The sequence below is a fragment of the Vallitalea sediminicola genome, from assembly GCF_054408565.1.
The window spans coordinates 1-14,759 of sequence record NZ_BTPT01000083.1; the positions used below are offsets into that span (position 1 = coordinate 1).

A 14,759-nucleotide genomic window follows, 5' to 3' on the forward strand; every position below is an offset into this window, starting at 1 on the left:
TTGAGACAGCTATTATATTGAGGATTTCAATGAAGATATTATCTATTATAATTTTGTATCGGAATTATATTGCTCTTTTAAGAATTTTTGTGCTGCTTCAATATCATCTCCTGTTATTACGGCTGAAGGAACGAAAATATCATCCGTGTTTTTCATTTCTCTTTCACCGTTGATTATTTCTAAAATGGTATCTACTGTTGCTTCCGCTAAATCCTTTGGTAAGTTTGCATTTGCAATTTTAAGAGCACTATCTGGATCAGCAATTTTTAAAAGTTCAGGTTCTGAACCATCATGGCTAATAACTATTTCTGTTTCAATAGTTCCTCTTCCTTGAGCTTCAAGTGCTGCTAATGCACCTAATCCTTGGTCGCCATTTGCACCAAAGAATACGTTTATATCTGGATTAGCTTGAATAGCGTCTTCTACAACTGCCATTGCCTTATCTTTTTTACCTTCACCATTTAATCTTACAACTACTTCTGCATCAGTAATTACTGATTGGAAGCCTTCAATAAATCCATCTGACCTGTCAGTTGATGCTGATACACCCGTCATTTCAATAACAGCTATCTTAGCTTTTTTATTTGGGAATTGAGCCATAAATTTATTGGCTGCTTCAACTCCACCTAATGCACCAGCTGATTTTTCATCAATTCCAACAAATGTTGCATCTGCTGTTTTTGGATCATGTTTAATTGCAAATGTAATTACTGGAATACCCGCTTCTTGTGCCATATTAATATCTGCTGATCCTGCTGTTCCTTCTAATAGACAATAAATGATACCATCAACTTTTTGTGAAACAAGATTTTCCATTTGGTTTGCCATGTTAGCTTGATCTACTTTACCATCTAATTCAATAAGTTTAATATCTTTTTTTGCTGTATAATTTTGTGTATGCATTGCATGTGCTTGATAATAAGGATGCTCTGCTGTTAAGTAAATAACACCAATTTTAAGAGGTTTTTTATTATCTTTTTCACTTTCAATTTCTTGAGTTTCTGTTTTATCTTTTACTTCCTTTTTACTACACCCTGCCAATAAACTTATTCCTATAATCATTACGAACACTATACTTAATATTTTTTTCATTATCCCATTCTCCTTTTCATTTTATATTTTATATGTATATATTAACAAAATCAATAAGTTTGTTATCACATCCCATCTACCTGAGATTAATTAATATATTAAGATTTTGCTAATATTCTTTTGTTAAAAGATTTAAAACTTAATCCATTTCCTTTTAAAGCCATGTCAAGCATTACTGCTAATACAAGTACTATACCTTTAATAATATATTGATAAAATGGATCTACTCCAAGAAGATTTAATCCATTAGATAGTACACCAACTATCATTGCACCAATAAATGTCCCAACTATAGTTCCTTCACCACCAGTTGTACTTACGCCCCCTAAAAATACTGCTATAATAACATCAAACTCAAAGCCCGTTCCTATTTGTGGGTTACCTGAAGTCAGCCTTGAAGCCATTATGGTACCACTTAATCCTGTTAACAATCCTGTAATGGCATATAAGGAAACCATAACTTTTGGAACTGATATGCCTGATAATCTTGCGGTTTCTTTGTTACCACCAATTGCATAAGTATATTTACCTAGCAATGTTCTACTTAATACAAAATGAAACACTATGTATACTAAAATCATAATAACAACAGGTATAGGAATTGGTCCAATATAGCCTCTTCCTAAAACATTAAAACTTTTTGGAAGACCATTCGCAATAGTTGTACCACCAGCTACTAGATAAGCAATACCTCTTACTGCATACATACTACCCAAAGTTGCAATAACTGGATTGATTTTAGCCCCAACAATCATTGATGCATTTATTAGCCCAACTATACCACCTACGAGAATAGCAATAAGACAAGCAGGCAATAATGGCATACCACCTTGTACAAGTTTAGCAAAAACAACACCTGATAAGGCTATAGTACTACCAACCGAAATATCCAAACCAGTTGTTATCATAACAAATGTTGCCCCAGCTGCAGTAATTGCAACCATACTTTGCTGTCTCAAAATGTTTCTAATATTGACATATGTGAAAAATTCTTTGCTCATTACTGCAAATACGACGCATAAAACTAGCAATATACCAATAATCATAAATCGTTGTAAGTATCTGCTATTTAATTTACTATTCATGGTTACTTCCCCCTACTGATAATCTCATTATTTCTTCTTGAGTAGCTTCTTCGTTACTTAATATACCAGCTAATCTTCCGTTATTCATAACCATAATAGCATCACATACACCTAGTAACTCAGGTAATTCAGATGAAAATAATAATACTGCTTTACCTGATTTTGTCAACCCATTAATTATTTCATAAATTTCGCTTTTTGCACCAATATCAATCCCTCTAGTTGGTTCATCTAACAGAAAAATATCTGCCTCAGTTGCCAGCCATTTTCCAATAATTGCCTTTTGCTGATTACCACCACTTAGAAATCGAATAATTTGTTCAGAAGTCGGTGTCTTAACATTAATATCTTTAATATATTTCTTAGCAAGTAGACGATCTTTCTTTCTATTAATAACACATAACTTAGATAGACGATTGCTAACTACCAAAGATATATTTTCTCTTACTGTCATTTTACCTACTATACCTTGAGTTCTTCTTTCCTCCGGAAGAAGAGCTATTTTAGATTTAATAGCATCTTGAGGTTTGTTTAAATTAATCTTTTGACCTTTCAAAATGATATCCCCAGAAATTATAGGATTATCTCCAAATAAAACTCTAGCAAGTTCTGTCTTTCCTGCTCCGGCTAATCCTGATACTCCAAGTACTTGTCCTCGTTTCAGCTGGAAACTAACATCTTTTATAAGTTCTTTGGCGCATATTTTTTCAACTTTTAATATTGTTTCTCCAATTTCATGGTTTCTTTTAGGAAATGTATCCTCGATATTTCTTCCTACCATATAACGGATGATTTCTTCTTCACTGGTATCTTTTACAATAAGGTCTTTAGCATTTTTCCCATCTCTAAATACTGTTATACTATCGCCAATAGTAAAAATATCTTCAAATCGGTGAGACACATAAATAAAAGTAACTCCTTCCTCTTTTAAAGACTCTATCATTTTAAATAATTCATCTGTTTCTTTATTTGTTAATGAAGCAGTTGGTTCATCCATAACAATAATTTTAGAATCCTGAGATAGTGCTTTTGCAATAAGCATCATCTGCTTTTCACAAACAGTCAAATCTCCAACATAACTATTGTATAAAATATCAATATTCAATTTCTGTAAAATATTTTTAACGCGTTTAATATTTTCTTTTTTATTAACTATACTTCCATAAGATGTCTCAAAACCAAGAGTCATATTTTCTTCAACTGTTAATGTATTAACAACACTCAACTCTTGAAATATAAAACTAATACCATTTCTATATGCATCATGAGGGTTATTTATATTGACTAGTCTCTGATCAATTAATATCTCTCCGGTATTTTTTTGAAGCAATCCAGCTAGTATATTAATTAACGTAGATTTACCAGCACCATTTTCTCCCATCAAGCAATGAACTTCTCCATATTTTACTTTTAAAGAAACATTTTGGAGTGCCTTTACACCAGGAAATGATTTACTGATGCCATTCATCTCCAATATATAGTTACTCACGATATCACTCCTCTCTACTGTTTACATATATTGAACCAGCCCTTTTTGTCAATTAAAGTTCAACATATTTACATTGATTCTATAAGCTCTTTACCTATCTCTTATACTAAAGATACCTCTTTTTGGCTCCTTTTAAAATGCACATATCTGTCTATTAACCATATACATTTTTGTAAAATTGTAGGATAGTAATTGATTATTTGTATAAATAAATTTCCTATGCTATACTAAACTTGTCAAAGTCCTTTACCTATTACTTAATAATTGATGAGGGTGAGCAGATGATTAAACTTAATTTCAACAAAAAACTCCTTATTGGATTGACAAGTATAATATTCGTCGTGTTTTCTATACTATTTCTTGTTTTTTATAATTATTATTCGAAAGTTTCTCTAGATAATGAATATGTTACCTTAAATCATTCTACAGAAAAAACTTCTTCACAAATAGATCTATTATTTAATCAGATGTCCATGTCTGGTTTGTATATTTCTAAGAATGATTTTATTCATGAAATTCTTGATGATATATTTACCAAAGAAGATATATCTGAATACGAAATGATTGAAAACTCAGGGAAGATTAGGAGTCAACTTAATATCCTTACTTACTACTTTCCTAACACCACTAATGTAACTCTTTTTAATGCAAAATATGATTTTTACTTTCATTCAGGTCTACCTGATAATAAAGATGAAGTTTCAAGACATCTTGAAGACCTTGAATGGTATAACAGTCTTATTCCTGATAAAAACCAATTAAAAATATTACCACCTCACCAAGATTTTTGGGTCACAATCAATCGCCCTGTCATATCCATCATACGGTCAATCAAGTCAAATAAAGGTTATGATTATGGCTTATTGGAATTTGATATTCCATATTGGAATCTAGAAAATATCTGTGAAGGCAATAATGGTAATGGAAACACAAAAGTACTCATTTTCAATGAAGATGGAGATTTAATTTATCCTTATATTCATAGTGATTCTTATGAAAAAATTATTCAAACTTATAATCCAGAAGATACTTATTCTAAGATAGATAATCAATCTGACTTAATAAAAATAAATAATCGTCAGTATATATGCAGTAAGCATCATTCTGATTTTACCAATTGGACTACTGTTTCAATCAGTTATCCAAGTACCTTAATTGAATCTCAAAAGATTTTTCGTATCTTCTTCTTTTCATTTAGTCTATTGATTTTGATATTAGTAATTGTAGCTTTTTCGTTACTTATAAGAAAATTAACAAGACCACTCTATAATCTTATGACTCATGTAAAAGAAGTCAGTATTGATAATATGTATTTAAATCTACCAAATGAAGGTAACGATGAAATAGATTTACTTAATGATTCTTTTAATATTATGTTTGATAACATTAAAGACTCAATCAATCAGATCTATGAATCTAAGATAAGAGAAATCAATGCTAATTTACTTGCTTTACAAGCTCAAATGAATCCTCATTTTATATACAATACTCTAAGCGTAATTAGTGCTTCTTCTGAAAGAGATGGTATATCAGAAACAACCATAATATGCAATAAACTATCAAATATGTTAAGATATGTTTCCAACTCAAAATCAACATTTGTGTCATTGTCAGAAGAAATAAAACACACTATTGATTATTTAGATTTAATGAAGACCCATTACAAAGACTATAATAATCCTAATAATATTTATCTTGATTATGATATAAATTTACCAGATGAAATGTTATTGTTAAAAATACCTAAAATGACCCTTCAACCATTAGTTGAAAACTCAATCAATCATGGGTTCAAAGACACTATGCCACCTTGGCATATTAGTATTACAGGTAAATATATATCACCAAACAATTGGTCATTAACAATTATTGATAATGGTTCAGGGTTCGAAGATAAAACCCTTGATAAATTATATAGGAAAATAAATGACTATAAAGAAAACTTGAGAAAAGGTCATTTCCAGCAGAATGCTGAAATTGGTGGCATGGGTATTATGAACACCTATACTCGACTTGCTATTCATTATAAATCAACTTTCACCTTTGAATTGAAAAACAATGTACCTAATGGAGCATATATTAAACTTGAGATTAAACATACAGGAGATGATTAATAAGATGATTAAAGTATTAATTGTTGAAGATAAACCACCAATACTTTGGAGTATAAAACAAAAAGTGCAAAGTTTCAGCTCTGATATATTTATTACAGGAGAAGCATTTAATGGGATAGAGGCCTTAGAATCCATAAAAGAAAATCAACCAGATATTATTATTACGGATATACGCATGCCCATAATGGATGGTCTTGAGATGATTACGGAAGTGCTTAAGATGGATATTAATGTTAAATTTATCATCATTAGCGGTCATGATGAATTTGAATACGCTCGTCAAGCAATGAAATTAGGTGTAAATGAATATCTACTTAAACCAGTTGACCAAAATGAATTAGATAAAATTCTTCATAAATTAACATCGGATATCTATATACAAAAAAATACAAATCGTCAAAAACTTATTTATGATATTCTTAATAAAGATATACCTTCAGAAACTTTTGGTGACTATTTTAACGTTTATAATAGCTATTATTTAGTTTTATTTTGTGGTGGTTCATATTCTCATTATCCTTTAAATTACTCTCATCCTCATAACTTTTTTGTTTCTGAAGAAGAATTGCAACATTTAACCAAAGGAATTTTACATCCTAGTATTTTCTTTTGGCCTATATCAACTTCAAAATTGAATGAAATGATAGGTATATTTTGTGTACCTGAAGGTATGTCATTCGACCCTCAAAAAACTGTACAACTATTATTTAATGAACTTGATAAACAAGATTTTCCAATTACAGTCTTATTATCAAAAACTATAACCAAACTGGAAGATATATCTAAGAGCGTTTCATCTCTTAATAAATCTTTGAGAAAAAACACATTATTTGGCTATTCAAGTGTTATATTAGAAGAAAAAACCCCTACTTCTTTCTATACAAATAAAATTACAGATATTGAACATAACCTAATTCTTTCTTATAAAAAGAAAGATCGTATCACATTTATGGATGAACTTTCTAAATTCATAGATTCATCCAATAATCTACATTACACTCAAACAAGGCTTGAAAGTAAACTAAAAAAAATTCTTGGAATTATGGTTGACTCTTCAAAAGATTTACATATAGATAACTATCAACTTGATATTGAAGAAATAGTTATGTTTAATAATGATTATTCTAATCTCCACAAAAATTTAACTACTTATTTCAATTCATTTTTCGAGAATCAATTGAAACAAAATACTAACAAAGCTATCCATGAGATTGTTGAACAAATTGAAACCTATATCAAAAAACATTACTCTGATCAGATTACCATTAATGATATATCTACTATGTTTAATGTGGATCCATGTTATCTTAGCAAATCTTTTAAACAGTACAAAAAAATATCTCCAATGAACTATTTAACCCAAACACGTATTGATGTTGCAAAAGATCTCATGAAAAAAGATCCCTCCATGAAATTAAAAGAAATAGCTGAAATAGTTGGCTACTCTAATCAATACTATTTCAGCCGAATCTTCAAATCCGTTACCAACCTATCCCCATCTGCTTTCAAAGACAATTTGATCAAGGAATAATCTGGGAATTAGTAAAAATGTTTAGAGCCTGTATGGCTCTTTTTATACAAGCTTAGGATTTCTGTTGTAAAATTCTTGAATAACCAAGCTAGCTCCACCAACAGTTAACAAATCCTGTCCAAATGAAGTTAATTTTATATCAATGTCCTTTTGAATTAAGGGATAAACATTTTTTCGTACCCTCTCAAGCACTTTTTGATAAAGAGTTGGGCATCCTAGTATTATATCTCCCCCAAGAATTATAGTTTGGGGACTGAAAACTTGAATTATGTTAGTTATACCGATACTTAGATACTCTGCTTCTTGATCTAAAATATCATTGCAAACCATATCTTCCTTCAGGCTTTTTTCATATAAGTACTCTGCTATTTTTAATTCTTGTTCTGGTAGCTCTTCATTGTAGGTTTTATTTTCTATAGCCTTGGTTACTTCATTATACATATGAATTCCATTGGCTAAAGCTTCAAAACATCCAACTTTACCACAACTGCATTCTGGTCCTTTTCTATCAATTATCATATGACCCACATCTCCAGCACCATCTGCAAAACCACGATAGCTTTTACCATTAAGGAGTACTCCTCCACCTATTCCTAAATAATTGACTACTAATACAAATATATTCTTGGATTCATTAACCTGCCCGAATAAATATTCTCCCAGTGCAGCTGCCTGTGTTTCTTTTTCCATAAATGTAGGAATTTGAAATTCTTTTTCTATAATGTCTCTTATAAGGATATTCTTGAAATGTTTAAAATTAGGCAAATCCAATAATTCACCATTCTCATGATTATAAGGTCCTGGCATAGCTAAACCAATACCAATAATTTTAGTTTCCCTATCAAATAACAACATTTTTTTTATTACATCAAAAATAACCTTTAATATCTCTTCCTTACTCCATAGATTATTAATTTTACTACTATATTCTAACTTCTTCTCTGCTGATAAATTAGTAATTATTCCACTGACTCTTTGGGTATCTAATGTCAGTCCAATCATCCAACAAGATTCTGAATTGAGAGTGACCATTACTGGTTTTCTTCCTCCAGTAGATTGTCCCATTCCCTTCTCTATTAAATATCCATGATTAATGAATTTATTTACTATATTCGTAACAGATGATTTTGTTAATCCTGTTATATCCGCTATTCCTTTTCTTGAAATATATTTTTCCTTATGAATAGTACTGAATATAGCCTGTTCATTCATTATTTTCATTCTTTCATTGTTCATTATTCTATTCATTCATGACCTCCTGATAATATAGGATAGTCTCTATATTTTATTGCACTATCATATATTGCCAAAACTTTTTCTGGTTCAATATCAGACTGGATATTGTGTACTTGTGTAAATACAAACCCTCCACCAGATGCAAAAATCTCAATCTGTTGTTTAACCTCATTTTGAATATCTTCCACTGTTCCAGATGTAACAGTTTGCTGTGTATCAACACCACCACCCCAGAAAACAAGGTCTTTACCGAATTCTTCTTTTAGCTTAACTGGGTTCATACCTTTTGCTGATAGCTGAATTGGATTTAATGCCTGTACACCTGCATCAATTAGATCAGGTATAATATTATATATTGCACCACATGAATGAAACAACACTTTAACATTTGGATAATTCTGTTGTACATATTGGAATTGTTGTTTGTGATAGGGTTTAATCATCTCACGATACATATTAACAGATAATTGTAGATTCTCCTGTGTACCTAGATCATCCCCAAATTGGATAATATCTATGTACTGTCCAACAGCTTTAAGGTATTTTTCTAGATTATATAAATAAATATCTGTTAATTTTTGCAAGTAGTAATGAACTAGTTCTGGGTTCAATGCCAACTCCATATAAAACCGTTCATATCCCCAATCAATTTGACCTGATTCTAGTATATTTCCTCCAAATGCACCTAATATAGCATAATCTGTTTCCTCGTATAGTTTCTTTGCTGTTTTACTTAGATAATCTAATTCTTCGTCTGTAATTTTTTCCATTGGGATGTTATCGATATCTTCTTTTGTTTGCACATTAGCATAAGGGTGGTGTATCTGATCAAAATAGAAACCATCTTTTGGCATTCTCGCTATTACTGTACTATCTTTTACTATATCTAATCCTTCTTCATTATTAGTAATCGGGTTAAAGTCTTTTGGTACCATACAATTTGAGCCATCCTGAAGTATACTTTCTTTCCACTCTCTTATGTCTAATCCAAAAGTAGGGCATAGTCTATGTAGCTGAATGACATCTGCTCCCATTCTTTTCATTAATTTTTCTTCCGGTTCAGCTAATTGTTGAAATACATCGTATACTTTTGTTGCTCCATCTGTCATTTTTAAATATTTTTTCAACTTATTATATCCAATTGCACTAATACCCGATGATCTCATTCCACCAAAATCTATAGGTATTTTATCAGGTTCCTCATGGTTTAATGCCATACGTACACGTTCTCTTGATGTTAAAATCATTTTATTCCTCCTAATACAACTTACTTAATTCATTGTTTTAACTAAGTTAATTATACTATAGCTTTTATTATATTTCAATGCTTTTATACTATTTTATTATCATAACTTAATTCTATATACTCAAGTTAACCACTGTTTATTAGAATTAAAAAACCTAACCAGAACTTATGCTCTGATTAGGCAAGTATTTTTCAATACTATTTTTTATTCATATAATAACGCTTTTATATCATCTGAATCAATTGTTGTCTTATCATAATAATGGAATCCTGTATCTATGTTCTTCTCTACTTCTTCACCATTAATAGCTTTTACAGCAGCTTCAACAGCTTTATAACCAATACCTATAGGATCTTGTGTTACTGCTCCTTCTTGTTGACCATTTCTAATCGCTTCTTGTTGTTGCTTACCAGAATCATATCCTATCACTACGATATCTCCAACTTTATCAAGTTCATTTACTGCATTGAGTACACCGATGATAGAACCTTCATTAGCACCAAACATACCTTTGATATTTGGATGAGCCTGAATAATTGATTTAGCTATATCTGTAGATTTTAATTGGTCTCCCTCTCCATATTGAATATCTACAATTTTAATATCTTTATATTTCTCTTCTATTCTATTCTTGAAACCATCTCTTCTGTCTATACCAGTACGACTAGTCTGATCATGAACCACTAATGCTATTTCACCTTCGCCACCAATAAGTTCTGCCATTTTATCAGCTGCCTCTGCTGCTGCTGCAATATTATCAGTTGCCGCTGTAGCAATAGGAATCTCACTATCAACACCAGAGTCGAATCCTATAATAGGAATACCTCTTTTATCTGCTTGTTCTAGTAATGGTATAACAGCTTGACTATCAAGGGCTGCTAAACATATAGCACTAGGATTTTTATTTAATGCAGCTTCTAACATCTCAATCTGTTTATCAACCATAGCTTCTGATTCTGGACCTTCAAAAGTAATCTCTACGTTATAATCTTTTGCAGCATTTTCTGCCCCTAATTTAACCGCTTGCCAAAATTGATGTTGGAATCCTTTTGATATTACAGGTATATATATTTTTTCTTCACTACTTGAATCTCCATTGTCATTACCAGAATTGCTAGTTTTAGTATCCTTAGATCCACAACCTGCAATAACACCCATCATGCAAATAATCAATAATAATGAAATTAACTTCTTCATAAAACTCCTCCTTGAATTTATATTATTTTTTGTTTTTTCTTGCAACATCAGCAACTACTGCAGCAATTACAATTATGCCTGTAACCACTGTCTGCCATTCTTGTGGAACAGATAGTATTCTTAATCCATTAATCAATACACTCATAATGAATGCACCAATAATAGTACCTAAGATTGTTCCTTTACCTCCACTAAGTGAAGTACCACCAATAACTACGGCAGCAATCGCATCAAGCTCATATCCTTGACCTAATGCAGGTTGAGCCGAATTAAGTCTCGCTGCCATCAATATCCCTGCTACACCACAAAAAGCCCCTGTAAGTGTATGTACAATTATCAGCCATTTATCAGTATTGATTCCTGATAACCTAGTAGCTTCTTCATTACTACCAATAGCAAAAGTATATCTTCCAAGTAATGTTTTATTAAGAAGAATACCTCCAATACCTGCAACCACAAATAATATAATAACGGCATTAGGTATTCCTATAATTGTCCCTGTAGATATATCTGAGAATTTATCTATAAATACGCCTTTAGCACCAGTAAAGTATATTGGTTTGGCATTAGATATAACAAGTGATAGCCCTTTCGTTATCATCATCATTCCTAATGTAGCAATAAAGGCAGGTATTCGAAACTTGGCAACATTGAAACCATTAACAAAACCACATAAACTTCCTACTAATATTGCTCCTAGAAGTCCTAACCATATAGGTAACCCCCACATAGTTATGATTACTCCAGCAATTACTGAAGAAAATGTCATAACAGTTCCAATTGATAGGTCAATCCCTCCTGTTATAATAACAAAAGTCACTCCAACCGCTAATACACCGTTAACTGCTGTTGCCAACAGTATACCTTTTATGTTCGTTCCAGTAAAAAAATTAGGTGATGCAATAGAAAAAATAATCAATAGCAATATCAAACTACTAAATGCCAATAGTTTTTGCGTAGTATTTGAATTAAACAATTTTTTCTTTAATCCAATTTTATCCATTTCCCTACCTCCAAATAATAATTAGTTAACTTCCATAATCTATAGTGTTAATCTATCTTGCCGTTGCAAACTGCATAATCTTTTCTTGGGTAGCTTCTTCATTATTAAGCTCACCTGTTATTCTTCCTTCACACATTACAATTACTCTATGACTCATTCTAAGAATCTCAGGTAATTCTGAAGAAATCATTATAATTGACTTACCCCTACTCGCTAACTCATTAAGAAGCTTATATATCTCACCTTTTGCTCCAATATCAATACCTCTTGTCGGTTCATCAAAAATCAAAACATCGCAATCTCTTGTTAACCATTTTCCTATGACGACTTTTTGTTGATTACCACCAGACAAGTTCTTAACTTCTTGAGATATACTAGGTGTTTTTATAGCTAATTCTTTGACTCTTTCATTGGCAGATTCAGACGTTTTATTGGTCTTCACAAATCCTAATGGATTAGTATACTCATTGAAATTAGCCATAACAATATTAGTTTCAATATCAACCCCTAAGACAATCCCATATCTCTTACGATCCTCAGATAAATATCCAATACCATTTCTTACTGCATCTTTTGGAGATTTTATATTGATTTTTTTATTATTTAATATGATTTCTCCTGAATCTTTTTTATCTGCACCAAAGATTGCTCTAGCTACTTCAGTTCTTCCAGCTCCCATCAAACCTGCAAATCCTAATATTTCTCCTTTTTTCACTTGAAAGCTCACATTTTTCACTTTGTTACCTAGATTCAGATTATTAACTTCCAATACAACTTCATCCGAATGTGTAATTTCTTCAGATGCGGACACATATAACTCACGCCCCACCATCATATTAATTATTTTATCTATTGTTACCTCATCCATTTTTTTTGTATCAATATAGCTTCCATCACGCATTACTGTAACTCTATCGCATATTTGCTTTAGTTCTTCCATTCTATGGGATATGTAAACTATTCCCACACCTTTTTCTTTTAGTTCTTTTATAATACTAAAGAGTTCTTCAATTTCAAGTTCTGTCAATGCTGCAGTTGGTTCATCCATGATAAGTACATCTGAGTTATAAGATAATGCTTTTGCAATTTCCACCATTTGCTGTTTAGCTACTGACAGATTTTCCACTTTTTCTTCTGGACTGATATTAAGGTTCATCTGATTCAATAGTTCAACTGCCTTATCATTAATTTCCTTATTGTCCAAGAAAAGATTCAAACATTTCTTAGGTTCTTTCCCAATAAAAATATTTTGAGCTACTGTCAGATCAGGCATAAGATTCAACTCTTGATGGATTATGCTTATACCCAGATCTCTTGCCATTCTAGGATTAGTGATATTTATTTCTTCACCTTTATAAAAAATTCTTCCTGCATCTTTTTTATAAACACCTGTGAGAATTTTCATTAATGTTGATTTTCCTGCTCCATTTTCTCCTATTAAAGCATGAATCTCTCCCTTCAATAATTGAAATCTACAATTATCAAGAGCTTTTACACCTGGAAAACTTTTATCTATACCTTCCATTAAAACCAAGGAATCCTCCATATACTTAACTCCTTTCATATTTTCTTTAATTACGAGATAAATACAGGACTTCTACTTCTTCTCGTTATCATTTATATCAATTAAAGGAAATCTATAATAAGATTATATAATTATTTCTCCAGAAAAAAATTGAATATCCTACCTTAAAAGTTGAAATTTATGTACAAAAAAAATCACCTTTAATAAGGCGATTTTCTAAGTTTATCTATTTGTTTTCAAATGAAAACAATAATTTTTGATTTTCTGGTGTATATAAATTACTTTTATCTATCAGTACTGCCCCTGTGTCAATCACTTCTGGTTTTTTATCTTTATTAGCTATTTTAATCGCTTCTTTTATTCCTTGATATCCCATGTTAAATGGTTTTTGAACAACTATCTTATCAATGACACCTGATTCTATCCTATTTACTATTTCTTCATTAGAATCAAATCCAACTACAACTACTTCATCTTTCAAACCAAATTCCTCGATTGCTCTTCCTATTCCTACCATGCATATTTCATTTGCACCAAATATAGCTTTTGTATCAGGATATTTTCCTAATATTTCTTTTGTTTTTTCGTAAGCAATTTCTATTGAGCCATTATTATACCAAGTCTCTTCAATAAGATCAATATTAGGATAGTCTTCTAGAATTTCTCGAAAACCTGCCTCTCTTTCAATTGATGTAGATGTTCCGTATACATATGACAAAACAGCCACTCTGCCTTTATTATCTATCATATCAGCTAATTCTTTTGCAATGGTTTTAGCCGCTCGAATATTATCAGTTCCTATAAAACTATGATTAGTTTCAACATCCACTTCTGAATCAATAGTAATCAAAGTTATTCCATTAGATATTACCTCTTCTCCCACTTCCCTTAACTTCTTATAGTCGGTAGCTGCAAGAACTATTGCAGTAGGTTTTTCCTTTATTGCATCTCTTATTAATTTAATCTGTTCGTCAACTTGAGTTTCATCTTCAGGACCAGTAAATACAACATCAACATCTAATTCCGTCGCTGCTACATCAGCCCCCATTTTTACTATTTCCCAGAATTCAAAACCTTCACTTGGTTTACTTGACTTAACAATCATATATATTACAGGTTTTTCTTTGGTATGATGTTTGAACGATTTTGTCAAATCAAACCCTATTATCAATAACATCGCTAATAAAATACAAATACTTAAGGGTACTATATATTTTTTCAAATATTATCTCCTCCTATA

Annotated in this window: 11 protein-coding genes; 2 read left to right on the forward strand and 9 right to left on the reverse strand. The window is 31.1% G+C overall.

Going from position 1 to position 14,759, the window contains the following annotated elements; all coding sequences use genetic code 11:
- Positions 1-45: 45 nt before the first annotated feature.
- The 3 genes from ACX6CF_RS24250 to ACX6CF_RS24260 all read right to left on the reverse strand — a co-directional run bounded on the left by ACX6CF_RS24250 (position 46) and on the right by ACX6CF_RS24260 (position 3,666).
- On the reverse strand, positions 46-1,092 hold the full coding sequence (locus ACX6CF_RS24250) for a sugar ABC transporter substrate-binding protein (RefSeq protein WP_458787958.1): 1,047 nt from the start codon (positions 1,090-1,092) through the stop codon (positions 46-48).
- Between the two features lie 98 nt (positions 1,093-1,190).
- Positions 1,191-2,177: an ABC transporter permease gene (locus ACX6CF_RS24255; protein ID WP_458787959.1), complete on the reverse strand. Its 987-nt coding sequence runs from the start codon at positions 2,175-2,177 to the stop codon at positions 1,191-1,193.
- Positions 2,170-3,666, reverse strand: coding sequence for a sugar ABC transporter ATP-binding protein (locus ACX6CF_RS24260; RefSeq protein WP_458787960.1), 1,497 nt, complete (start codon positions 3,664-3,666; stop codon positions 2,170-2,172). Before ACX6CF_RS24260 ends, ACX6CF_RS24255 begins: the two co-directional genes overlap by 8 nt.
- A gap of 281 nt (positions 3,667-3,947) precedes the next feature.
- On the opposite strand from ACX6CF_RS24260, the gene ACX6CF_RS24265 reads away from it, so the two are divergent.
- Together ACX6CF_RS24265 and ACX6CF_RS24270 are read left to right on the forward strand one after the other, a co-directional pair.
- Positions 3,948-5,780, forward strand: a complete 1,833-nt coding sequence (locus ACX6CF_RS24265; RefSeq protein ID WP_458787961.1) for a sensor histidine kinase — start codon at positions 3,948-3,950, stop codon at positions 5,778-5,780.
- A 4-nt stretch (positions 5,781-5,784) separates the two neighbouring features.
- A complete protein-coding gene (locus ACX6CF_RS24270; protein WP_458787962.1) occupies positions 5,785-7,311 on the forward strand; it encodes a response regulator transcription factor in 1,527 nt (508 codons plus the stop codon).
- 42 nt (positions 7,312-7,353) lie between these two features.
- Here the strand turns inward: ACX6CF_RS24270 and ACX6CF_RS24275 are convergent, their stop codons facing one another.
- The 6 genes from ACX6CF_RS24275 to ACX6CF_RS24300 form a co-directional block, all read right to left on the reverse strand.
- On the reverse strand, positions 7,354-8,559 hold the full coding sequence (locus tag ACX6CF_RS24275; RefSeq protein ID WP_458787963.1) for an ROK family transcriptional regulator: 1,206 nt from the start codon (positions 8,557-8,559) through the stop codon (positions 7,354-7,356).
- On the reverse strand, positions 8,556-9,794 hold the full coding sequence (locus tag ACX6CF_RS24280) for a uroporphyrinogen decarboxylase family protein (protein WP_458787964.1): 1,239 nt from the start codon (positions 9,792-9,794) through the stop codon (positions 8,556-8,558). The genes ACX6CF_RS24275 and ACX6CF_RS24280 overlap by 4 nt, the downstream gene beginning before the upstream one ends.
- 204 nt (positions 9,795-9,998) lie before the next feature.
- Positions 9,999-10,991 carry a substrate-binding domain-containing protein gene (locus tag ACX6CF_RS24285; RefSeq protein ID WP_458787965.1) on the reverse strand — a complete coding sequence of 331 codons (993 nt, stop codon included), beginning with the start codon at positions 10,989-10,991 and terminating at the stop codon, positions 9,999-10,001.
- A gap of 22 nt (positions 10,992-11,013) precedes the next feature.
- Entirely contained in the window at positions 11,014-11,994 is a 981-nt protein-coding gene (locus ACX6CF_RS24290) for an ABC transporter permease (RefSeq protein ID WP_458787966.1), read from the reverse strand.
- Positions 11,995-12,046: 52 nt separating this feature from the next.
- The gene (locus ACX6CF_RS24295; RefSeq protein WP_458787967.1) at positions 12,047-13,540 is read right to left on the reverse strand and encodes a sugar ABC transporter ATP-binding protein; all 1,494 of its coding nucleotides are present in this window, start codon (positions 13,538-13,540) and stop codon (positions 12,047-12,049) included.
- A 205-nt stretch (positions 13,541-13,745) separates the two neighbouring features.
- The gene (locus tag ACX6CF_RS24300) at positions 13,746-14,741 is read right to left on the reverse strand and encodes a substrate-binding domain-containing protein (protein ID WP_458787968.1); all 996 of its coding nucleotides are present in this window, start codon (positions 14,739-14,741) and stop codon (positions 13,746-13,748) included.
- Positions 14,742-14,759: the final 18 nt, after the last annotated feature.